The following is a 24,359-nucleotide window of genomic DNA, read 5'->3' as shown; positions in this document are numbered from 1 at the left end:
GCATTTTAAATGTATTAAGCCCATCAATCGGATGCCTGCTGCAGAAAAGACAAGGGCACGGAGGTTTTATGAAGAATTTTTCCTTCGTTTAATTTTTGTTTATCTTTTCCGCATACACTGCATAGTAATGAATATATTTGCGAACGCATCAAGATATCTGCGGCGGCGTGGTATAATAAAAGACAAGGCGCGTCATGCGGCAGGAAAGCGGGGAGAAGGACAGATGAACCTGAGAGATATACCTATTGGAAAACGATTGCTGTTGTCTAACTTTGTCATGATAGCCATTCCCGTGGCCTTTACTCTCGTCGTCAGCATCGCTATTTTTTTAGGCCTCCACTTCGGCAACATCAACAGGGCGGCGGCCATTTCCTTTCTCTGGCCGGAGAGCAATGGCCCGACCTTATCGGTGCAGTTTGAGCTGAGCCGCCTCTGTGTCCGCGCCGACTGGTATACCGGAGGCATGGGCCGGCTCATGCAGACGAGCGACCACTTGGAGGATCAGGGCCTTACCGTAGCGATTTCCCAGCAAGGACGAATCCTGTATGCGACGGAGTATACTGATCCCTGGGCGACGATCGGCGAGGCGTACCGGCGCAGCCCGGGCAGCGGCGCGGCCCTCAACTGGTCGGACGAAGGCATCGCCTTCCATTATACGTCGCCTGAGACGGGCGTAGCCGTAGCCGTCATCGGGCCGGTACAACTGCGCAAGCACGGCGGCATTTGGGACCTCAGCTCGAAGAATATCGTGAAGGTCGCCTTTGTCGTCTTAGCCGTATTAGCGGTCCTCGTGACGATTGCCGTAGGGCTTTTCTTAGCGCGCCTGCTGGCCCGGCAAATCGTCCGGCCCGTAGAGGAGATGCGGAACATCGCCGAAGACATCAGCCGGGGCAATCTGGACCACCCCGTCGTCGCCGACGGAAACGACGAAATCAGCCAGACCTGCCGGGCCTTTGAGACGATGCGCCGGGAACTGAAGGCATCGCGGGAAATGAGAGATGCCTACGACAGAAACCGCAAGGAGCTCATCGCCGGCATTTCCCACGACCTGGCGACGCCCCTGACCCGCATCGAAGGCTACGCCAGCGGCCTGCGCGACGGCATTGCCAATACGCCGGAAAAGCGCAGCCATTACCTGACCATGATTATCGACACGTCGAAGATGATGACCCGCCTGGTGCGGACGCTGTTCCTCTTTTCCAAGTTTGACCTGGGACAGGTAGAATTCTGCTGGGAAAACGTAGACCTGTGCGGCTATTTGGAAGACTACACGGGCGAGCAGGCCGAGCATTTCCGCAGACAGGGTCTGGACATTTCCTATACGGCGTCTGTGGATACGGCAGTCGTATCTATGGACCGGACCCATTTCCAGCGGGTCGTGGAAAATATCATTGGCAACAGCGTGAAATATAAAGACGGTGATGAAGGCCATTTGGACATATCACTAGACGCTGCCGGAGACAGCGCCGTGCGGCTGACCTTTGCCGACGACGGCCGGGGCGTAGGCGCAGACGACCTGCCCAAGCTGTTCGACTCGTTTTACCGGACCGACAAGGCCCGCAGCGACGTGGCTAAGGGAAGCGGCCTGGGACTGGCCGTAGCCAAGCAGATCATCGATGAAATGAAGGGGAAGATTTGGGCCGAGCAGACCCAGCCCAAGGGACTGACCATTTGTATCGAATTGCCTATACGGAAGGAAGGAACTGACGATGAAATACATATTGATCATTGAAGACGATAAAGGCATTGCCGAATTGGAAAAGGACTATCTGGAAGCCAACGGCTTTGCCGTGTCCATCGAGACCGACGGCATCAAGGGGCAGGAGCAGGCCCTGCGGCAGCCCTTCGATTTGATTTTGCTGGACATCATGCTGCCCGGCCAAGACGGCTTTCAGATTTGCCGCCATATCCGGGAGTACAAGAATATCCCCGTCCTCCTCGTGTCGGCCAAGCAGGAAGACATCGACAAGATACGGGGACTGGGGCTGGGCGCAGACGATTACATCGTCAAGCCCTTCAGCCCCAACGAACTCGTCGCCCGCGTCAAGGCCCATCTGGCCCGCTACGACAGGCTGACGGTCCGGGAGACGTCGAAAAGCGTCCTGCAGTACGGCGACCTGGAAATCGACGAGTCGGCGCGGCGGGTTTTCATCGCCGGAAAAGAAGTGTCCCTGGCTAATAAGGAATTCGAGCTCCTCTTATTTATGGCGAAAAATCCCGACATGGTATTCAGCAAGGAGACGCTCTTTGACCGCGTCTGGGGCGCAGAATCCCTGGGCGAAACGGCGACTGTATCGGTCCACGTGAACCGCATCCGCGACAAGATAGAAAAGGATTCGGCTAAGCCGAAGTATATCGAAACGGTGTGGGGCGCAGGCTATCGGTTCCGCTCGCGATGATAGGCCGAAAGGGAGATGAAGGATGATGTGGGCGCTGTTAGCTCTGGGATCGGCCGTATTTGCAGCCTTGACGACTATCCTGGCAAAAATCGGCATCGAAGGCGTGAATTCCCATGTGGCCACGGCTATTCGGACGGCCGTGGCTTTAGTCATGGCCTTCGGCATGGTCTCCTTGACGGGACACTGGGACGGTTTCGGCGGCATCAGCCGGAAGGGCTGGCTCTTTCTCATCCTGTCGGGCCTGGCGACGGGGGCGTCGTGGCTTTGCTACTACAAGGCCCTGCAGCTGGGCGACGTGTCCAAGGTCGTGCCCATCGACAAGCTGAGCGTCGTCATTACCCTGCTCCTGGCCTTCCTCCTGTTTCATGAAACGGCGACACTAAAGGTCGTCGCCGGCGCGGCCTTCATCACCATAGGGACGCTGCTCATGGTACTATAACTGCATATGGCATATGTGAGAACTGTCGTGCTTCGGCGCGGCAGTTTTTTGCGTTTATGTTCCGGGAAATTTCTTTACCCTCTGTTTATGCTTTCGTAGTCCTTCGTTCAAATTTTGTTTAATTTCTCCTCCTATACTTGGGACAAATGATAAAGACCTGAATTATTAGGAGAAAGAGGGAGCATTATGAAAGTACTCGTCACCGGCGGAGCCGGCTTTATTGGTTCGCATCTCGTACGCAAGCTGCTGTCTATGGGGCACGACGTCCTCGTCGTCGACGACCTGCGCGGCGGCCTGCGGACGAACGTGCCCGAAGGAGCCGGCTTCGTCTGCCTGGATATCAACAGCCCGATGCTGCTCGACGTCATGGACCGAGGGCGGTTTCAAGCTGTCGTCCATCTGGCGGCCCAGACCCGCGTCGACGTGTCCATCAAGGACCCCTACGGCGACACGAGGGACAATATCATGGGCACGGTCAACGTATTGGAATGCGCCCGCAAGACCGGCGTGCAGCGCGTCGTCTTCGCCTCGTCGGCAGCCGTATACGGCGACCCGCCGGAAACAGACCTGCCTTTGTCGGAAGACTATCGGCTGTCGCCCTTATCCTTTTACGGCCTGAGCAAGGCGACCATCGAGTCGTACCTGCGCCTGTATCACAAGTGGTATGGACTGGATTACGTCATCCTGCGCTTTGCCAACGTCTACGGCGAACGGGCCGAGGTCAGCGGCGAAGGCGGCGTCGTCAACGTATTCGCTAAACGGGCGGCCTGCGACCTGGACATTACGGTCTACGGCGACGGCAGCCAGTCGCGGGATTACATCTACGTCGGCGATATTGCCAACGGCATCGTCTGCGCCTTGACGACGGAGCAGGCCGACGAAGTATACCACTTGAGCACAGGCCGGGAATCGTCGCTCCTGGACGTACTGGCCGAGCTGCGCCGCGCTTCGGGTAAAGAGCTGACGCCGAATTTTGCCAGGACGCGGAGCGGCGATATATACCGCTCCGTATTATCGAATGAAAAAGCCCGCCGCTTTCTGGGCTGGGAGCCGTACATGAAACTGAAAGACGGCATTATCCTGACATATCAGTATGCTGCGGGACAAGGGGGACGATGAGATGGAATGCTTACATCGCAGTGAAGAACGCTTGCTGAACGCCGCGCCGGCTGCTGCGCCGAACCTGCTGCAGCGGCTGCTGGACGACATAGGATACGTTCCGATCCTGCTGGCTGCGGCCGTCCTCGTCTGCTTTACAGGCAACGCCCTGATCAAAATTACCGACCCTGTCGAATCGAATTACGCCCTGACGGCGATGGAAATGCTGCAGGCAGGCGATTACGTTTCGCCGCGCATTTTCGGCAATTACTGGTACGACAAGCCCGTCTTGTTTTACTGGGAGCTCATGGCCGCTTTTTCCTTGTTCGGCACGACGGAATTTGCCGCCCGCTTTTTCCCATCCGTCTTCGGCCTCATCGGCGTCGTCATGGCCTATGGCTTCGCGTCGCGCCTGTACGACAAAAAGACGGGCTTCGTCGCGGCTTTGGTCCTCGTGACATCGCTGGAATACTTTTACCTTTCCCACGCCGTCATTACGGATATGACCTTGTTCGTCTTCTTTTCGGCGACGCTCATGCTGTTTTATCTCGCCTACAGTGAAGGGCGGCCGCGCCTGTATTATGGAGCCTATGCCTGCGCCGCCCTGGCCGTCCTGACGAAAGGGCCTGTAGGCCTCGTCCTGCCGGGGCTGATTATCGTCCTGTTTTTACTGTGGCGGAGAGATTTCAAATCTGTTTTCCTGCACATCAAGCTGGGATCGGGGCTGCTGCTGTTCTTCGTCATCGCCGGCCTGTGGTACGTACCCATGTACATGATGCACGGCGGTGATTTCATCAGCCAGTTCATCGGCGTCCACAACGTCCTGCGGGCTACTGTGGCGGAGCATCCCCGCGATGACGTGTGGTATTACTATCTGGTCGTGTTCCTGCTGGGCTTCTTTCCCTGGGTATTCACGCTGCCTCTGGCCGCAAAGAAATATAAACCGGTTCACAAGCTGAGATCTTGTTTGAGAACGGGAGGCCTTGCCGGCCTGCGCCGTATGGCAGATTCCCTGTCCATGAAGGAACAATTCCTCGTGACCTGGGCCGTCGTCGTCTTCGTGTTTTACCAGTGCATGGCTACGAAATACATGACCTATACGTTCCCGTACATGATTCCCGTTGCCATCGCCTTTGCTGCGTACCTGCGCCATCATGAGCGCCTCGTCGCCGTCCTGACGACGGTTGGCGTCGCCTTCTACCTGATCGTGACCCTCTTCGTCGCCGTACCCCTGTGCCGGGAGGCGTCGGCTTATGATGCCGCCCAGGCCGTACAGCGCATGGCCGACGGCCGTACCTGCGTCGCCGTCTACGGCGGGCGCTATCCCGTATCGCTGGCCTATTATTCCGGCTATGACGCCAAGCGGCTGAAATGGGCCGATGAAATAGAAGACTCCCTGCCCGGCGGCATCAACTGGAACGCCAAGAACGTCATGCCCTTCATGGCGATTGAAGACTTGGCACAGCACGACCACGTGCTGCTTCTGGTCCATGAAAACGAAGACGCCAACTTCCGCAAGGCCGGCATTCCCGGCGACTGGGTCGGCGTGAAAAAGGCCGGCCGCTGGCTCATCTATGAAAACCAATAATATCCGAGAGAAAAGAGGCTGCTGTTATGTATGATTATCTCATCGCCGTCGTCCTGGGCATCGTCGAAGGGGCGACGGAATTCCTGCCCGTATCGTCGACAGGCCATATGATTCTTGTCGGCCATATGCTGGGCTACGACGGCATGCGAGCCGGCGTGTTCGAAGTCTTTATCCAGCTAGGGGCCATCATGGCCGTAGCGGTCATATACAAAGAAAAAATCCTGACTATGCTGCATTTCAACGGCTGGCGGCCCTTGCTGCGGTGGGAAAACTGGCGGCGCTCCGATACGGGCCTGACGCTGGTTCACATCGCCGCCGGCGCGGCTCCCGTCCTGCCCGTAGGGTATTTGCTCCATCACTTTATCAAGACCTATCTATTTTCCGTAGAAACGGTCCTCATCGGCCTCGTCGCCGGCGGCGTATTCATGGTGCTGGCCGAAAAAGCCCATCGAAAGACGCTGTGCGACAATGTGGACAAGCTCACCATCGCCCAGGCCTTCGGCATCGGCCTGTTTCAAATCCTCGCCCTGTGGCCGGGCTTTTCCCGCTCCGGCTCGACCATCTCCGGCGGCCTGTTCCTCGGCGTCGGCCGCAAGGCGGCGGCAGACTTTTCCTTTATCATGGCCGTGCCGGTCATGATGGCCGCCTGCTTCTACGACTTGCTGAAAAACATGTACGTCCTGACGGACAACGACTTCGACATGATCACCATCGGCTTCTTTGTCGCCTTCGCCGTGTCCTACGCATCGGTCTATTGGTTCCTGAACTTCCTGAACCGCTCGACACTGACCACCTTCGCCGTCTACCGGTTTATCATCGCCGCCTTAGCTGCCGTGTATTTCTTTGGATGATACGATTTCAGGCAGCTTGTTTCTGTCTAATGGAGGAAGCGGCGATACCCGTTGCTTTCGATGTGTTTCATCAGTTTATCTATCGTATAGAACCATACATTGCCGCCATTTTATACAGTAATATTTACTCCGTAGTAGTTTGCCAAGAACGCAGGGAATTTGGGGAAGCATACCGTGATGGCGAATTGGATAGGACATAGTACGGCATAAGCAAGGATAAAAATAAACGATAGGCAGGCTTCATCTGGTATAATAAAGATAAGAATGCGAATAGTGGGAAAACAAATGCAGCCTGTGCGAATCGAAAGCATGCGGCAGTTTTCCCTTGGTTTCGCACTAAAATGTATGGAAATATTGCTGTTTGTTGATGCGGAAAAACGGTATGCAGTGCCGTATATAGCTGCCAATACCTACATTTGCTAAAGTAGCTTTCATGATATATTAAATGTAGCGGTCCCTTTTCGTACGAAGGTGTGGATTGAAATTGTAATATAGTTTAGCAGATTGAAAATCTCCGTGTGGCCCTTCTCGTACGAAGGTGCGGATTGAAATGTTAATGCTTCTGTTTTGGTCGGCGATGGCGTTTCGTCACTTTTCGTACGAGAGTGTGGATTGAAATAAGTTTAATCGGTGGTATCTCAGAGAAGCGCTTACGTCACTTCTCGTACGAGGGTGTAGATTGAAATCTCGTAGACCATAAATGGTGCTGGGCAAAGATTGGTCACTTTTCGTACAAAAATATGGTTTGAACTGCTTGATTTGTCAGATAGGAATGCCGCATTCCTTTACGGAATATTTCTTTAGTTGATACTAAAATTTACTATTCATGGGAGACTGTGCATGGACAATAAAGACAGCACAAAGAAATTCATTGGGCATAAAAATCAAGAGACGGGAGAAGTACAGCCGTTGCCCGTTCATTTAGAGAACGTCGGAAAAATCGCCGAAGCATTTGCCGATGCTTTTGGCGCAGGGAAAGCTGGACGGATAACGGGTACCTATCATGATGTCGGAAAATACGCAGAGCCGGTGCAGCGGCGTATGGAGACGGGCCAGGGGCGTCCGTACGATCATTCGACGGCCGGTGCGAAAGAATTGTATCAAGCCGGCTTATTTCCGGAGGCTGTGTGCGTAGCGGGACATCACAGCGGTCTGCTCGACGGGGGCAGCCGCGTCAGCAGCAAATATGACGGGACCTTTTTAGGAAGAATGAAAAAAGAAGTTCCCGACGATATTCCCGATTACCAGGCCTATAGGCAGGATTTTCCTAAGCCCCAGGCCGCAGCATCGACGGACGTATGTGAAGAAATACAAAGGTCGGCATTTAACGCCATGTTTTACACGCGCATGCTGTTTTCCTGTCTGGTCGATGCGGACTTTTTAGATACGGCAGCCTTTATGCAGGGACGCCAAGCTGCTGAAACGGATATGTTTGACCGATTAGATACGCTGAAGGAGCGATTGGATGCTTATATACAGAAGTTTTTGAAATCACAGCATACAGAAATTCAGCGCAAGCGTACAGACGTGCTGCGTCAATGTATCGCTATGGGCGAAGCGGCTGCCGATACGTTGTATACGTTGACGGTCCCGACGGGCGGAGGCAAGACGATTTCCTCTATGGCCTTTGCGCTGCACTACGCTTGCCGGATGAAAAAACGGCGCATCATTTATGTGATTCCTTATACGAGCATCATCGAGCAAAATGCCGCCGTGTTCAAAGACATGTTGGGAGAGAAGAACGTCATAGAACATCATATGAACGTCATGTATGATGATGCAGACGAAAGCAGTACGATGAAGCGGCTAGCCGCAGAAAATTGGGACGGGCCTGTTATCGTGACGACTAACGTGCAGTTTTTTGAATCCCTGTTTCATAACAAGCCGTCTAAATGCCGGAAGCTTCACAATATAGCGGACAGCGTAATCGTGTTTGATGAAGCGCAGATGATACCTGTCGGATTTCTGAAACCGTGCATGCAGTGCATCAACGAGCTGACGGCAAGATATACATGCGCTGCCGTATTGTGTACGGCTACGCAGCCGCCGTGGCAGCAGTTTTTTGGCGGCAGGCATATTCAGGAAATTTATGGTCAAAGCAGGGAAATGAATCCTTTGGGGCAGCGAGTAGCGATACGAGTTATGCCTAAAGCTATGTCGGTCAAGGAATTGGCCGCGGCATTAGAAACACATCATCAGGCTCTGTGTACTGTAAATCTTAAAAAGACGGCCCGCCGGGTGTTTCGGAAGATGCAGGGGGAAGGTATATATCATTTGTCGACAAATATGTATCCAGCGCACAGGATGGCCGTGCTGAAGGAAATACGCGAGCGGTTGCGGCGCAGGGAACGATGCATTGTCATCAGCACTTCATTACTCGAGTCAGGCGTTGACATCAGCTTTCCGTATGTGTATCGGGAAATGGCTGGTTTGGACAGTATCATTCAGGCGGCGGGGCGATGCAGCCGTGAAGGTGAATGGACGGCTGAAGAAAGGGGCGTTTTCGTTTTTTCTTTTAAAGCGGAGGACGTCAGGCCGGCTGCCTATATGCGGCAGGAACGGGAAGCGGCGGAACGAATTTGTTCTGCCTTTGCCGATGATATCACTTCGCCAGAAGCCGTTCGGGCGTATTTTGAGCTGTTGTATACTATAAAAGGCGATGGATTAGATAAAAATCGGATTATGAAACTGATCCAAGAGAGAGTTCTTCCCTTTGCGCAAGTTGCTGATGCGTTCAAGATCATTGAGCCCGCAGGCATGGCGGTACTGATTGCTCATCGTGATGAACATGCCATGCATATTGCCGAGCGATTGCGGAATGGCGAACGGAGTAAAGAGCTGCTGCGCGAAGCGGGCCGGTATTCGGTACGTACAGCGTGCGGTTCTCCTAATGCAGCGTATGAACTGCTGTGCGCTCGGTTGCAAATAGAAATATTAGATGAAGGTATCAGCATATTGACAGATGCAGAAGCTTACGATGAACAGATGGGTTTGCTTGCAGAGGATATATACCGGTAACATACATATTAGTTTTATACAGCAAAAATGGGCAGCCGAAGCTGCCCTATTTTTGTGTCCCAGTAAGACACTATTTCAATCCATATTGCATTTTGAAAAATGCAATGACTGTTATTATTATAACAAAAATTAGTTTTTATTTACAGAGTGTCGGACTATGTACATTATTTTGTTAGGAATTAATTGACTTGTATGTAAATTTGATGTTAAAATTTAAACAGTAAAACACTGAAAAAAGAAGGTGAAAAAATGAGCTATGGAGTAAGCGTAGAGGTTTGGGGGGAATACGCTCTGTTTACTCGCCCTGAGTATAAAGCGGAGAGAGTTTCTTTCGAAATTCTCTCGCCATCTGCTGCGCGAGGCATATTAGAGGCCATTTTCTGGCATCCTGGGATGACATGGATCATAGACTGTATCTATGTGTTAAAGCCTATCCAATTTGCTGCTGTCAAGAAAAACGAAGTGCGGTCAAAGATCAATGCCCGGACGGTTTCGGCAGCGATAAAGAAGGAAAAGGGTTCCCTGTATTTAGCGGCTTCAGAGGATCGGCAGCAGCGGGCTGCTGTCATGCTGAAAGATGTGCATTACGTCATTAAAGCCCATTTCGAACTGACGGACAAGGCAAATCCTTCCGACAACCACGGGAAATTTTCCGATATCATCAAGCGGAGACTGCGGCGCGGGCAGTGCTTTCATCAACCTTACTTTGGGATCAGAGAGTTTCCCGCCCATTTTCGGGAATGGGGTGGTACGGAAATTCAAACGGCCTATCCTAATGAGACAAGGGATTTGGGATATATGCTGTATGACATGGACTATTCGGACCCGATGAATATTAAGCCTATCTTTTTTCACGCCGTATTGAAAAACGGCGTCTTGGACCTTCGGGACTGCGAGGTGCCGCGATGATATTACAAGCGTTAGTTCAATATTATGAACAATTAGTAAAAGAAGATAAAGTCCCTCCTATGGGCTGGGCCAAGGCAAACGTTTCCTATGCCCTGGATATAGGGACGGACGGGCAGCTGCTGCAAGTTTACACGTTGATGGAATCCCGGCCCAGAGGGAAAAAGGTAATCGATGTGCCTCGGCTGATGACGGTGCCGCAGCCGCTGAAACGGTCTTCCGGCATTGCGCCGCAATTTTTATACGATAACGCGGCCTATCTTTTAGGAATCGACGGGACTAAGCCGGAACGGGCGAGGCAGTGCTTTGCTCAGGCAAAACGCCTGCATGAAGACCTGCTGAGACCATATTCAGGAACGGCTGCAGAGGCTATCAAGCGTTTTTTTGCTTCGTGGAATCCTGAGACGGCGAGAGAGCATCAAGCCGTGGCTGCTCATTGGGAGGGCCTCGTCAAAGGCGGCGGCATCATATTCTTCGTCAATGGCCGTAATGTGATGCAGGACGCAGAACTAACGGCGGCCTGGAACGGGCGGAAGCGTCAGGATGAGGCCGTCGTCATGCAGTGTCTGGTGACTGGCGAGCAGGCTCCCATTGCCAGACTGCATCCAAGCATCAAAGGCGTGCGGGGAGCCCAATCCAGCGGCGCTTCCTTGGTTTCCTTTAATGCGCCGGCCTATGAGTCCTATGGTCATGACGACGAGCAAGGCGTAAATGCTCCCGTATCAGAATATGCTGCCTTTGCCTATGCGACAGCTCTGAACTATCTGTTGTCTGGAGAAATGAATCGAAATGCTCAGTATATTGGCGACATGACGATCGTGTATTGGGCTGAAAAACAATGCGAGGCGTATCAAAATGCATTCAGCGAATTCCTATTTGCCCAAAGGCCCGATGAAGAAGGGATGAGCGACAAGGTGCTGCGAAGCGTTTTCGACGATATAAAACGGCAAGGCTGGTTTGATTATAAAGGCTTGCGAATGGAATACAGCAATCCTTTTTATATCCTGGGATTGTCTCCTAACGCAGCCCGCCTTTCCGTACGGTGTTTCCTGGCCGGGACATTTGGAGATTTTATGATCCATATTGCCAATCACATGGAACGAATGGCGATCGTCAAGCCTTTTTTTGAAACTGGCGAATGCGTGCCCCTTTGGGTCTTGCTGCAGGAAACGGTATCTCCGAAATCACAGTATAAGACCGTTTCGCCGGCATTGGCCGGAGCCGTTTTACAAGCCATCTTAACGGATCAGGCCTATCCGGAAGCTTTGTATCAGGCGATTATCCTGCGGATTCATGCCGACCAGGGTCCCGGGAAGGTGAATTATCGCCGCGCGGCCTGTATCAAGGCCTATCTCATAAAAAATAAAGGGAGGAATATGACTGTGGGACTTAATGAAGCATCGACAGATAGAGAATACGTTTTGGGGAGATTGTTCGCCGTACTGGAATATGTGCAATATCAGTATGATTCCAAGATCAATACGACGATTAAAGACAGCTACTTCGATTCGGCTTGTACCTATCCGGCCGTTGTATTCCCTGTACTGCTGAAGCTGGCCAATCATCATCTGGCAAAACTAAGAAAAGAAAAAGCCGGAATAGCGAGAGATATGGACCGCCTGATTTGCAGCTTGCTGAAAAAATTACCAGGCGGGGAACAGGTCATACCGACGCATGTATCGCTGAGTAAGCAGGGAGAATTCATTTTAGGATATTATCACCAGCGAGAAGTCCTTTTGGCAAACCGTAAGGAGGAAGAATAAATGGCTGACGTAATTAAAAACAGATACGAGTTCGTCATACTTTTTGACGTGGAGAATGGGAACCCTAACGGCGACCCCGATGCAGGCAATATGCCGCGCATGGATCAGGAAACGGGACACGGCATCGTAACAGATGTTTGCCTTAAGCGAAAGATCCGCAATTACGTAGAAATCGCCTGCGAAGACCAGGAAGGGTACCGAATTTACGTAAAAGAAAGAGTTCCCTTAGAGCGAAATGACACGGAAGCATTTAATTTTTTGGGGATACAAAAGAATAAAGATCAATTAAAAAAGTTGAAGAAAGATAATCCGGAACTGGATATGCAAATCCGGGATTTCATGTGCCGGAATTTTTATGACATCCGCACCTTTGGCGCCGTCATGACGACCTTTGTAAAAAATTCGCTGAATTGCGGACAGGTTCGCGGACCGGTGCAGATTGGCTTTGCCAGAAGCATAGACCCCATTATTCCGCAGGAAATAGGAATTACCCGCGTCACGCATACGACGGAAGCCGACGCGGAGGCCAAGGATGCGCCGGGAACGATGGGCCGAAAATATATTGTGCCCTATGGATTGTATAAGGTTGAGGGCTACGTGTCGGCCAACTTGGCTCGCAGGGTGACGGGATTTACAGAAGAAGACTTGAAGCTTCTGTGGACGAGCATTATCAATATGTTTGAGCACGATCATTCGGCAGCTCGCGGCAAGATGACTGTACGGGAGCTCATCGTATTTAAACACGACAGCGAATTGGGAAATGCGCCGGCCCATAAGCTGTTTGAAACCGTTTCAGTTCAAAAAAAATCTGATGAAGTCGTTCCGCGCTCATATGATGACTATGAAGTGTGCGTGCATGAAGATAAAGTGCCGGCAGGCGTAACCTGTATGCGAATGATATAAGGAACCAGCAGATTCAATGATAGTAAAAAGTGCACTCTTGCAGTGGCAAAGGAATAAGGCCTAGCGCATAAGAACGTAGCAGGTAAGAGTGCGAATGTAAAGCATGGGCTATTTCTCCAGTGCATTCGCACTCAAAACCTTTAATGGTATTAAACTTTGCGGCCATTTGTTATGGCCAGAAGCAAGTATGCTGCATAAAGATATCTATATTTGCTGTATGAAAAACTGTGGTATACTATATGTAGCGGTCATCCTTTGTGCGAGGATGTGGATTGAAATTATGCGAAAGAAATCGGCGTGTACGCGAAACTCGAGTCATCCTTTGTGCGAGGATGTGGATTGAAATGAGTATCTTGGTGGATGCAGCACCCCCATTAGCATGTCATCCTTTGTGCGAGGATGTGGATTGAAATCCGAGATTTATCAAGCCGACAACCGATGCAACGACGTCATCCTTTGTGCGAGGATGTGGATTGAAATCTCGAGCTAATATTCCTCGCAGCCGTTTTGACAGGGTCATCCTTTGTGCGAGGATGTGGATTGAAATATCATTACAATAAATAGATTTCTTCTTAGGACTCAGTCATCCTTTGTGCGAGGATGTGGATTGAAATGATATACTTATTATACCATACAAAGGAGTTATTTTGTCATCCTTTGTGCGAGGATGTGGATTGAAATCATGCGCTCTCGATTCAACGGTACAATAGACTTAGGTCATCCTTTGTGCGAGGATGTGGATTGAAATAATAGTGGAGTAATATAGTGCTGTTTGGGACTAGGGTCATCCTTTGTGCGAGGATGTGGATTGAAATAATACCATCATAACTAGCCGTATCAATCATAAAAGGTCATCCTTTGTGCGAGGATGTGGATTGAAATTGCTGTTGTACCGGCTGTTTGTGAATAGCCTTATGTCATCCTTTGTGCGAGGATGTGGATTGAAATAGCAAAAAATTTGCCATCGGAACGATCAAGCTGCGGTCATCCTTTGTGCGAGGATGTGGATTGAAATATTCGTACAGCTGGCGTTGATGGCGCAGCTAGCTGTCATCCTTTGTGCGAGGATGTGGATTGAAATCTGTATCTAGCTTTGCGCAGACTTCGCGCGGGCTGGTCATCCTTTGTGCGAGGATGTGGATTGAAATCCGTCGGCCAGCGTGAGCTTCGTTTCTACGTCCTGTCATCCTTTGTGCGAGGATGTGGATTGAAATCTTTTTTGAAAAGGGCTTATCCCAGCGTGTTCAAGTCATCCTTTGTGCGAGGATGTGGATTGAAATGCCACCATACTTATCAAGCCATTCCGACGCAATAGTCATCCTTTGTGCGAGGATGTGGATTGAAATTTTCCGCTCTGCTGATTCCGGCGATTTGGCTGTTGTCATCCTTTGTGCGAGGATGTGGATTGAAATTCAGAGTGTTGTTTGTCTAATAAAGCAATATATCGTCATCCTTTGTGCGAGGATGTGGATTGAAATCTGCAATTCTTCTGCTGATATTCCCCAGGCCTGTCTGTCATCCTTTGTGCGAGGATGTGGATTGAAATGGAAAATCATGAGAGAAAATTATGGGCGAGATGATGTCATCCTTTGTGCGAGGATGTGGATTGAAATTATGATGTCGTCAATCACTTACAGAACACGGCTTGTCATCCTTTGTGCGAGGATGTGGATTGAAATCTCCGGTACTCCGTAGTATCCCTCCAGTACCAAAACGTCATCCTTTGTGCGAGGATGTGGATTGAAATGTACCGTACTCACCACAATGCAAGAAACGAATACGTCATCCTTTGTGCGAGGATGTGGATTGAAATTACCAGAAAAATAAGAATTGGGAACAAAGAAAACCGTCATCCTTTGTGCGAGGATGTGGATTGAAATTGTGCTATAGTGGAATTGGAAAATTATTTTTGTTGTCATCCTTTGTGCGAGGATGTGGATTGAAATCTCCGGCACCACAGTCTTTTAGTAAGCACTGGATGTCATCCTTTGTGCGAGGATGTGGATTGAAATTGTTTTGTTTCCAGCTCGTTTTTATGGGTAATATGTCATCCTCTATGCGAGGATGTGGATTGAAATATGGCCTATGTCTGCCGCGGCGAAGCCATGCCGGCGTCATCCTCCGTGCGAGGATGTGAATTGAAATGGCTCGAACCGCATCGATATTGCGATTGGTTTCACGTCATCCTCCGTGTGAGGATGTGGATTGAAATTTTCAACAACTTGCGATATTGCCATGCCGGCTTTGTCATCCTCCGTGTGAGGGCGCTTTGCTGATTATTTTCACATCAAAAGCATACGAAAAGACATCCGTTTGAGTAGATTCAATAATTATGTTATATACAGCAGATATTAGTTAGATTTTTCTGGACATCAAAAAAAGCAAGACGGTACAGCTAGTGTTATCCAGATATTTCACAGAGCAGGCGCTGCAGCTTATGAAATCAAAGGATTGGGTAGCGAGATTACTGTGTATTCAGATGCACAGTATTACGAGCCGTACTCCATTTAGATTGTTCAGGACGAAAATTGAACTAGGAGAAAAAACATGATGTTGAAAGCTATGGATTAAGTCTTGCATTCCGTTGTGCCAGAATTTTAACCCAAATAAAATGGGCAGAGGAAAACCATTGGAAATATGCGGTTTTTGCCAACCGGAAAAATTTAGGGTAAAATAAGGTAAACCCACTGCCACGCTAGTAAGTATGCCGTATGGCAGTATGTTTTCTTACAGTTATCTGCCGAGTAGGCAGTTTAGAAATTGCGCATCATACATTCGCACAATATAGTTAAGTTATCTGCCGAGTAGGCAGTTTAGAAATTGCGCATCATACATTCGCACAATATAGTTAAGTTATCTGCCGAGTAGGCAGTTTAGAAAATAATTTATTTTCTCCAGCAAAACAATCCAAAGTTATCTGCCGAGTAGGCAGTTTAGAAATATGAAGGAAAAAGTGACGGCCGCTGCTACGTGTTATCTGCCGAGTAGGCAGTTTAGAAAGTATACTGTATGTATACGGGGGTTCTTTTTTAGTTATCTGCCGAGTAGGCAGTTTAGAAAAATACAACCTCTTTGATGATGTCTTTCAAGTCGTTATCTGCCGAGTAGGCAGTTTAGAAAATAAAACCTCACTACGCTTCTTCCTGTGGATTGTTATCTGCCGAGTAGGCAGTTTAGAAAGGATATCCCAGCCTGCGCAGTGCGCTCTTATAGTTATCTGCCGAGTAGGCAGTTTAGAAAATGTAGATAGCGTCGGTTTCGGCTTTTGTCTTGTTATCTGCCGAGTAGGCAGTTTAGAAAATATCGACGAGGTTCCATCCTACGTCGGTATGCTTGTCTGCCGCACAGGCAGCTTAGAAACACGACCAACAGATCACGTTACAAGAAGCGGCGTTGTCTGCCGCACAGGCAGTTTAGAAATTTCATTGCGTCAAGTCGTGACATCGTTTCTCGTTGTCTGCCGCATAGGCAGTTTAGAAAATAACTCGTCAACGGGTATCCGCAAATAGAAAGTTATCTGCCGCATAGGCAGTTTCAGAATATTGCGGCCAAGGAAATGCTGATGTAACGTTGTTATCTATTGCACTGGCGAATTGGGTTGTTTTGCTTTTGTGTGCTCCTATATACTTTTGAATCCTATGTTAATTACAGTCCGGCTCATAATTTTCCGCCAAAAATCTTTACACTTCTCCTGCCATATAGTATAATAGTCATTGTCGTACGGGCGCTCAGTGAATCGAAGACTCCGACGTTCACTTAGCGGTTTGCGAATAGATTATAGTCACAAATGGAGGAAGACAGATGTTAACAGTTGATCAGAAAAAAGAAATCATTGCTAAATTTGGCGCTAACGAAAACGATACGGGTTCGCCGGAAGTACAGATCGCGCTGCTCACGAGCCGCATCGTGTATTTGACGGAACATCTCCGCAGCCACAAAAAGGACCATGCGTCCCGCCGCGGCTTGCTGAAATTGGTCGGCCAGCGCCGCAACTTGCTGGCATACTTGCAGAAACACGACCTCGAACGGTATCGTGCGATTCTCGAAAAATTAGGTTTGCGTAAATAATTGCATAGTTGAGGCTGATGTACATGCATCAGCCTCTTTTTTAAGGAAGCGCAGGGTGGTAGGTTGTAGCGCGCGGACAGGGGCTGTCCGTACGCTAGTGCCTATCACCTGCGGGTATGATGAAGGAGGTACACGAATGGAAGAAAAGAAATTCCAAATGGATTTTGCCGGCCGCCCGCTGATTATCGAAGTCGGCAAATTGGCGAAGCAGGCCAGCGGCGCCGCATTGGTACGCTACGGCGACACGGCTGTATTCGTTACGGCGACGGGCTCGAAGGAAGCACGCGAAGACGCAGACTTTTTCCCGCTCACTGTCGATTATGAAGAAAAAATGTATTCTGTCGGGAAGATTCCCGGCGGCTTTATTAAACGGGAAGGCAAGCCGCCTGAATCGGCGACGCTTTTTGCCCGCCTCATCGACCGTCCTATTCGGCCGTTGTTCCCGAAGACCTATCGTCATGACGTGCACGTCGTCGCCTACGATTTCTGCGTAGACCACGACAACGCCCCGGAAATCGCTGCCATGATCGGCGCGTCCGTATCGCTGTGCATGTCCCATATTCCCTTTGCCGGCCCGATTGCCGGCGTCCGCGTAGGCCGCGTAGACGGGCAGTATATCATCAACCCGACCGTAGCCCAGAGCGAACAGAGCGATATGGACATCGTCGTCGCCGGTACGAAGGACGCTATCCTCATGGTTGAAGGCGGCGCCAAGCAGGTTCCGGAAGAAAATATCCTCGACGCCATCATGTTCGCCCATGAAGAAATCAAGAAGGTCGTCGAATTCCAGCTCAGCTTCCTCGACGAAATCAGCGTTCCCAAGCAGGAATTCGTAGAAAAAGAACCGCCGGCCGACATCGTCGAAGCTGTCCACGCCTATGGCGAAGAAGCCATGAAAGCCGCTATTTTCACGGCTGACAAGATGGAACGGGAAGAAAAGATGAACGCCGTCGAAAGCGATATTTACGAACACTTCGCGGACATTTATCCTGAAGACGGCGACGTCGTCGCGGAAATCACCCAGAAGATGATCAAGGAAATTGTCCGTCATATGATCGCCGTCGACAAGATTCGTCCCGACGGCCGCCGCGTCGACGAAGTGCGCCCTGTCAGCTGCGAAGTCGGCTTGTTCAAACGCACTCACGGCACGGGCCTCTTTACCCGCGGCCAGACGCAGATCATGAGCTTTGCCACTTTGGCTCCTCTTTCCGAATCCCAGCATATCGACGGCGTAGGCCTTGAAACGGACCGCCGCTACATGCATCACTATAATTTCCCGTCCTTCAGCGTCGGCGAAACGAAATCGTCCCGCGGACCGGGACGCCGCGAAATCGGCCACGGCAAGCTGGCTGAACGGGCGTTGGTACAGGTATTGCCGAAAGAAGAAGATTTCCCCTATGCGATCCGCGTCGTGTCGGAAGTCCTCGAATCGAACGGCTCCAGCTCCATGGGCAGCGTATGCGGCAGCACCTTGGCGCTCATGGATGCCGGCGTTCCTATCGAAGCTCCCGTAGCCGGCGTGGCTATGGGCCTGGTTACGAAGGGCGACGACTTCACGATTCTGACGGACATTCAGGGCATGGAAGACGCTCTCGGCGATATGGACTTCAAGGTCGCCGGCACGATGAAGGGCATTACGGCCATCCAGATGGATATTAAAATCAAAGGCCTCAGCCGCGAAATCCTGGCCCAGGCTTTGAAGCAGGCGCACGAAGGCCGCATCCACATCATGGGCAAGATGCTCCAGGTCATCAGCGAACCGCGGAAGGAGCTGTCTCCCTATGCGCCGCGCATCATTACCATGCAGATCGACCCCGATAAGATTCGCGACGTCATCGGGCCGGGCGGCAAAATAATCAAGCAGATTACGGAAGAAACGGGCGCTAAGATCGACATCGAAGATTCGGGCCTCGTATACATCGCCTCCGTCGACGCTGCCGGCGGCGAAAAGGCGAAGGAATGGATTGAAACGCTGACGAAGGACGTCGAAGTAGGCGAAACGTACGTCGGCAAGGTTACGCGCATCATGAATTTCGGCGCCTTCGTAGAAGTGCTGCCCGGCAAGGAAGGCTTGGTCCATATTTCCCAGCTGGCTAAGGAACGGGTAGAAAAGGTCGAAGACGTCGTCCACATCGGTGATGAAATCATGGTCAAATGCGTGGAAATCGATAGCCAGGGCCGCGTCAACCTGTCCCGCAAGGCATTGCTCGGCGGCGGCAGCCCGGCTCCGTCCCATCGCGGCGGCGGCCGTCGTGGTCCCCGCGACAAGAAATAAGGTGCGTATATGACTGGCAGAGGATTTGAAATCGTAACGGCTTATCGTGATAAAGGCTTGACGCTTCCGGTCCGCAAGACGGCTGGAAGCGCCGGCTACGACCTGGCGGCGGCAGAGACTGTCGTACTGCAGCCTCACGCCGTGACTGTCGTGCCGACGGGGCTGAAGGCGTACATGGAAAAGGACGAGTACTTGTCCATTTTTATCCGCTCCAGCCTGGCCTTCAAAAAGGGCCTGATGCTGGCTAACAGCACGGGTATTGTAGACAGCGATTACTACAATAACCAGGACAACGAAGGCCACATCATGATAGCCTACTATAATACAAATGATGCGCCCTATACAATTGAAAAAGGCGAACGTATCGGTCAGGGCATCTTTATGAAATATTTGACTGTCCATGACGACGCTGCGGAAGCTGTCCGCACCGGCGGCATTGGCAGCACGGGAAATAAATAAGGTATGCAGAAGGGCGCTTGCAGGCAGGGAATATCCTGCCCTGGCGTCCTTTTTGCGTTGAGGAGGAACGCGTTATGAGCATCAGCACGGAAACATTAGTATCTCGTCAGGAAATCATGAAGGGGAAGGTTCTCCACGTCACGGTAGATACGGTTGAAATCGACGACGGCCAGGGCGGCGAAAAGAAGACGGCCGTCCGCGAAGCCGTATGGCATTTCGGCGCCTGCGCCATCCTGCCGGTAACGGACGACGGAAAGATCATCCTCGTCCGCCAATACCGCTATGCGGCAGGCGAACCGATGCTGGAAGTCCCGGCAGGGAAAATCGAGCACAACGGCGAGTCGCCGGATATCTGCGCAGCCCGGGAGCTGGAAGAAGAAGCGGCCGTCACGGCAGGAGAATTGATTCCCCTGGGCTACGTCTACACGTCGCCGGGCTTCTGCGACGAACGCATTTATTTGTATCTGGCTCGCCAGCTCCACAAGGGAGCCCAGCATCTGGACGACGACGAATTTATGAATATCGAGCGCTACACGCCGCAGGAAGTAGAAGAACTAATTGCGTCGAACAAAATCGTCGACGCCAAGACGATTGCCGCCTTTGAAAAATCGCGCAAATATTTAGGAATATAAGGGCAGGAATCTGCTGCAAGGAGGGATGAACCATGAAATTCAATCGGATTATCGTCATCGTAATGGACAGCGTAGGAGCTGGCGACGCGCCGGACGCTGCGAAATTCGGCGACGCCGGGGCGGATACGTACGGCCATATTGACGCCGCCGTACCGCTGGCCGTGCCGAACCTGCGCCGCCTCGGCTTAGGGAAGGTCGCCCATATCCACAGCGTACCGACAAATGTCGTCGGCGCGTACGGCCTCATGCAGGAAATTTCCGCCGGAAAGGACACGACGAGCGGCCATTGGGAATTCATGGGAAATCCCGTAGACAACCCGTTCCCGACCTTTCCCGACGCGTTCCCAAAAGAGCTGATGGACTTGTTCATGGCCAAGACAGGGTACGGCTATATCGGCAACGAAATCGCTTCGGGCACGGAAATTATCGAACGCCTCGGGCCGGACCATTTCCGCACGAAGCAACCCATCGTCTACACGTCGGCAGACAGCGTGTTCCAGATTGCCGCCCACAACGACGTCATTCCGCTGGAAGAGCTGTATCGCATCTGCGATATTACGCGCCGCGAAGTCTGCGTCGGCCCCTACGAAGTGGGGCGTATTATTGCCCGTCCCTTCGTCGGCGAGCAGGGCCATTTCGTCCGCACCGGCGACCGCCGCGACTACAGCCGCCTGCCGAAGCGGAAAATGGTCTTTGAATACTTGAAGGAAGCGGGGTTCTGCGTCGTCGGCGTCGGGAAAATCGGCGATATTTATGCCCATATCGGCCTGACCGAATCATACCACACGTCCAATAATGGCGAAGACATGGCCGAGCTGACGAAACAGCTTCTGGCCCATCGCCGGGACAAGGGACTGCTCATGGCGAACTTCGTCGATTTCGACAGCCAGTACGGCCACCGCCGCGACGTCGCCGGCTATGCCAAATGTATTGAAGACTTCGACGCCGCCTTAGGCGATTTCCTGCCGCAGCTGCAGGACGACGAGCTGCTGGTCATTACGGCCGACCACGGCAACGACCCGACGTGGCGCGGTACGGACCATACGCGCGAACGGGTGCCACTGCTCCTGTACAGCCCGGCCTTTACGGCGGCTGTGAACGTGGGGGTGCGGCAGACCTACGCCGATTTGGGCATGACGATTATGGATAACTTTGGACTGACAGGACTGGAATTCGGGTCGAGCTTCCTGAGCGAATTGAGGTGAGGCATATGTGGCCCATAGACTGCATTGAACATAAGAGGGATGGAAAGGTTCTGACGAAGGAGGAAATCCATCGCTTTATTGACGACTACACGGCCGGAAGGATTGCCGACTATCAGGCGGCGGCCTGGCTTATGGCCGTATACCTGCGCGGCATGACGGCAGAAGAAACGACGGAGCTGACCATGGCCATGGCCCGTTCCGGCGACATCGTCGATTTGTCGTCCATTCCCGGCGTCAAGGTGGACAAGCACAGCACCGGCGGCATTGCCGATACGACGACGCTCATCGTCGCGCCGCTCGTCGCTGCAGCCGGCGTGCCCGTGGCGAAAATGAGCGGCCGAGGTCTGGGATTTACAGGCGGCACGGCGGATAAGCTGGAAGCCATTCCGGGATTTCGCATCGAGCTGCCGGAAGACCAGTTTCTGCAGCAGGTCCGCCGCATGGGTTTATCCCTCATTACCCAGTCCGGCGACATTGCCCCGGCAGATAAGCTGCTCTACGCCCTGCGCGACGCGACGGGGACCGTCGAAAGCATCCCTCTCATTGCCAGCTCCATTATGAGCAAGAAGATAGCCTCCGGAGCTGACGCTATCGTGCTGGACGTAAAATACGGCGACGGCGCGTTCATGAAGACGAAGGAAGACGCCCGAAAATTGGCCCGCATGATGGTGGACATCGGCCGCCTGGCCCATAAGCCGACGAGAGCCGTCATTACGTCTATGGAAGCGCCCCTCGGCACGGCTATCGGCAACAGCCTCGAAGTAGACGAAGCTGTCGACGCCTTGTCCGGACGGGGAGGGCGGCGGCTCATGGAAGTCGTGCGGGCCATCGGCGCGCAGATGCTCCTCGTCGGCGGCAAGGCCGGCAGCGAAGCCGAAGGCGAACAGATGATTGACGACCTCGTCGCCAGCGGCAAGGGATTAGCGAAATTCAAGGAATTCGTCAAAGCCCAGGGCGGCAGCGCGTCGTGGATCGGAAAACGGCCTCTTACGAAAGCGCCCCAGATGTTTACGGCCGTCTGCACTGACGAAGGCTATATTACGGAAATCCACGGCCGGGCCTTGGGTGAAATCGCCATGGCTATGGGCGCAGGCCGGGCCCGCAAGGAAGATCCCATTGATCCTATGGTAGGCATCCGCCTGTTCAAGGAGCTGGGAGATTCTATTAAGGCCGGCGAGCCCTTGTTTACCTTATACGGCAAGGCCGACGCCGACATGGCTCGCATTGCCCAGGAGATTGCGTCTCACATCATCGTGCAGTCCCGGCGGCCGGACCATATAGAACCCGTTATCAGCGAAATCATTACGTAATACCAACGCTGCACGGCGCAGCGCGAAAGGAAGGAATTCATGAAACAGCACCGGTCTGTTCCTGTTGCAAAAGGAAATATATATACGATTGATATACTCCGCCTCGGCTCCAGCGGCGAAGGCGTAGGGCGGTATGAAAACTTTACGGTCTTTGTCAAAGGGGCCCTACCCGGCGAAACGGTGCAGGCCAAGGTCGACGTCGTCAAAAAGCAGTACGCCACGGCTATACTGCAGGACATCGTCACGCCGTCGCCGCAGCGCGTAGCGCCCCTGTGTCCTGCATACGCCCAGTGCGGCGGCTGCCAGCTTCAGCACATGAGCTACGACGGCGAGCTGCTGGAAAAACAGGGACAAGTACGGGACGCCTTAGAGCGCATCGGCCATCTGACGGGAATCGACGTTCTTCCGACTCTGGGGGCAGCGACGCCGTGGGAATACCGCAACAAGATGCAGTTCCCCGCAGCGGCTGCAAAGGGGAAAGCCGTCGTCGGCTGCTACGCCGCCGGCAGCCACCGGGTCATCGACGTCGCGTCGTGCGCTATTCAAAAGGCTGGCAACAACGACATCCTGCGTATCGTCCGCCAGTGGATGAACGACTATCACGTACCGGCCTATAACGAGCAAACCCACACGGGTATCGTCCGCCACGTCATGGGACGCGTCGGCGTCCGGACAGGGGAACTCATGGTCTGCCTCGTTACAGCCCAGGTGGATGTGCCTCATACAGCAGAATTAATCGGCATGCTCCGCAATGAACTGCCCAATCTTACCAGCGTCGTGCAGAACATCAATACGCGCCGCACCAACGTCATCTTAGGCCCGGAAACGAAGGTCTTATACGGCACGCCGACAATTCACGACTCCATCGGCCCCCTGACCTTCAACATTTCCGCCCAGTCCTTCTTTCAGGTCAACAGCGAGCAGGCACAGCGCCTGTATGAAACGGCTTTGGAATTTGCCGACTTGCAGGGCGATGAAACCGTAGCCGACGTGTACTGCGGTACCGGCACGATTACCCTGTTTTTAGCCCAGAAAGCCAAGAAGGTCTATGGCATTGAAATCGTCGCCCCGGCCATTCGCGACGCCGTGAAAAACGCAGCTGATAACGGCGTGACAAACGCAGAATTCATCCTCGGCGACGCCGTAGAAAAACTGCCTGAACTCATCAAAAGCGGCGTCCACCCCGACGTCATCGTCCTCGACCCGCCCAGAGCCGGCTGCGGCGAACCCGTCCTCGCAGCCATCGCCCAAAGCCAGCCGAAGCGCGTTGTCTACGTATCGTGCAATCCGGCAACCCTGGCCCGCGACCTGGCCTACCTAAACGACCACGGCTATCAACCTGTCAAAGTCCAGCCTGTCGATATGTTTCCGCGGACGCATCATGTGGAAACGGTGGTGCTGCTGACAAGACAAGAAAACGGCGCTGCGGTGTAATGCGTTTATAA

The 24,359-nt window shown here is 52.4% G+C and carries 17 protein-coding genes and 2 CRISPR repeat arrays; all 17 genes read left to right on the top strand.

Going from position 1 to position 24,359, the window contains the following annotated elements:
* Positions 1-223: 223 nt before the first annotated feature.
* On the top strand, positions 224-1,732 hold the full coding sequence (locus E0L13_RS08740; RefSeq protein WP_168061832.1) for a HAMP domain-containing sensor histidine kinase: 1,509 nt from the start codon (positions 224-226) through the stop codon (positions 1,730-1,732).
* Positions 1,710-2,399 (top strand): response regulator transcription factor, encoded by a 690-nt coding sequence (locus tag E0L13_RS08735; RefSeq protein WP_168061830.1) that lies wholly within the window; start codon positions 1,710-1,712, stop codon positions 2,397-2,399. The genes E0L13_RS08740 and E0L13_RS08735 overlap by 23 nt, the downstream gene beginning before the upstream one ends.
* Positions 2,400-2,421: 22 nt before the next feature.
* On the top strand, positions 2,422-2,838 hold the full coding sequence (locus E0L13_RS08730; protein ID WP_240924702.1) for an EamA family transporter: 417 nt from the start codon (positions 2,422-2,424) through the stop codon (positions 2,836-2,838).
* Between the two features lie 186 nt (positions 2,839-3,024).
* Entirely contained in the window at positions 3,025-3,957 is a 933-nt protein-coding gene (locus E0L13_RS08725) for an NAD-dependent epimerase/dehydratase family protein (RefSeq protein ID WP_168061828.1), read from the top strand.
* A gap of 1 nt (position 3,958) precedes the next feature.
* Positions 3,959-5,524, top strand: coding sequence for a glycosyltransferase family 39 protein (locus E0L13_RS08720; RefSeq protein WP_168061826.1), 1,566 nt, complete (start codon positions 3,959-3,961; stop codon positions 5,522-5,524).
* Between the two features lie 26 nt (positions 5,525-5,550).
* The gene (locus E0L13_RS08715; RefSeq protein WP_168061824.1) at positions 5,551-6,375 is read left to right on the top strand and encodes an undecaprenyl-diphosphate phosphatase; all 825 of its coding nucleotides are present in this window, start codon (positions 5,551-5,553) and stop codon (positions 6,373-6,375) included.
* Between the two features lie 840 nt (positions 6,376-7,215).
* Entirely contained in the window at positions 7,216-9,393 is a 2,178-nt protein-coding gene (gene cas3, locus E0L13_RS08710; RefSeq protein WP_168061822.1) for a CRISPR-associated helicase Cas3', read from the top strand.
* Between the two features lie 249 nt (positions 9,394-9,642).
* On the top strand, positions 9,643-10,302 hold the full coding sequence (gene cas5c / locus E0L13_RS08705; protein WP_168061820.1) for a type I-C CRISPR-associated protein Cas5c: 660 nt from the start codon (positions 9,643-9,645) through the stop codon (positions 10,300-10,302).
* Positions 10,299-12,062: a type I-C CRISPR-associated protein Cas8c/Csd1 gene (gene cas8c, locus E0L13_RS08700; RefSeq protein WP_206081598.1), complete on the top strand. Its 1,764-nt coding sequence runs from the start codon at positions 10,299-10,301 to the stop codon at positions 12,060-12,062. Before cas5c ends, cas8c begins: the two co-directional genes overlap by 4 nt.
* Positions 12,063-12,965 carry a type I-C CRISPR-associated protein Cas7/Csd2 gene (cas7c, locus tag E0L13_RS08695; RefSeq protein ID WP_168061818.1) on the top strand — a complete coding sequence of 301 codons (903 nt, stop codon included), beginning with the start codon at positions 12,063-12,065 and terminating at the stop codon, positions 12,963-12,965.
* A 247-nt stretch (positions 12,966-13,212) separates the two neighbouring features.
* Positions 13,213-15,243: direct repeats of the CRISPR family, unit length 32 nt; unit sequence GTCATCCTTTGTGCGAGGATGTGGATTGAAAT.
* 453 nt (positions 15,244-15,696) lie between these two features.
* Positions 15,697-16,505: direct repeats of the CRISPR family, unit length 28 nt; unit sequence GTTATCTGCCGAGTAGGCAGTTTAGAAA.
* Positions 16,506-16,766: 261 nt separating this feature from the next.
* Positions 16,767-17,033 (top strand): 30S ribosomal protein S15, encoded by a 267-nt coding sequence (rpsO, locus tag E0L13_RS08690; protein WP_087478628.1) that lies wholly within the window; start codon positions 16,767-16,769, stop codon positions 17,031-17,033.
* A 136-nt stretch (positions 17,034-17,169) separates the two neighbouring features.
* Positions 17,170-19,308, top strand: coding sequence for a polyribonucleotide nucleotidyltransferase (locus E0L13_RS08685; RefSeq protein ID WP_168061811.1), 2,139 nt, complete (start codon positions 17,170-17,172; stop codon positions 19,306-19,308).
* Between the two features lie 9 nt (positions 19,309-19,317).
* A complete protein-coding gene (gene dut, locus E0L13_RS08680; protein ID WP_087478626.1) occupies positions 19,318-19,767 on the top strand; it encodes a dUTP diphosphatase in 450 nt (149 codons plus the stop codon).
* A 74-nt stretch (positions 19,768-19,841) separates the two neighbouring features.
* Positions 19,842-20,399: an NUDIX hydrolase gene (locus E0L13_RS08675; RefSeq protein WP_168061809.1), complete on the top strand. Its 558-nt coding sequence runs from the start codon at positions 19,842-19,844 to the stop codon at positions 20,397-20,399.
* Between the two features lie 32 nt (positions 20,400-20,431).
* On the top strand, positions 20,432-21,604 hold the full coding sequence (locus E0L13_RS08670; RefSeq protein WP_168061807.1) for a phosphopentomutase: 1,173 nt from the start codon (positions 20,432-20,434) through the stop codon (positions 21,602-21,604).
* 5 nt (positions 21,605-21,609) lie between these two features.
* Entirely contained in the window at positions 21,610-22,914 is a 1,305-nt protein-coding gene (locus tag E0L13_RS08665) for a thymidine phosphorylase (RefSeq protein ID WP_168061805.1), read from the top strand.
* 39 nt (positions 22,915-22,953) lie between these two features.
* Positions 22,954-24,348: a 23S rRNA (uracil(1939)-C(5))-methyltransferase RlmD gene (gene rlmD, locus E0L13_RS08660; protein ID WP_168061803.1), complete on the top strand. Its 1,395-nt coding sequence runs from the start codon at positions 22,954-22,956 to the stop codon at positions 24,346-24,348.
* The last annotated feature ends 11 nt before the right edge of the window (positions 24,349-24,359 follow it).

It is taken from the genome of Megasphaera sp. SW808 (assembly GCF_012027795.1).
Classification (GTDB): Bacteria; Bacillota; Negativicutes; order Veillonellales; family Megasphaeraceae; genus Megasphaera; species Megasphaera stantonii.
Note: the sequence above shows the minus strand (reverse complement) of the source record. Positions and strands in the feature narration are given on the sequence as shown.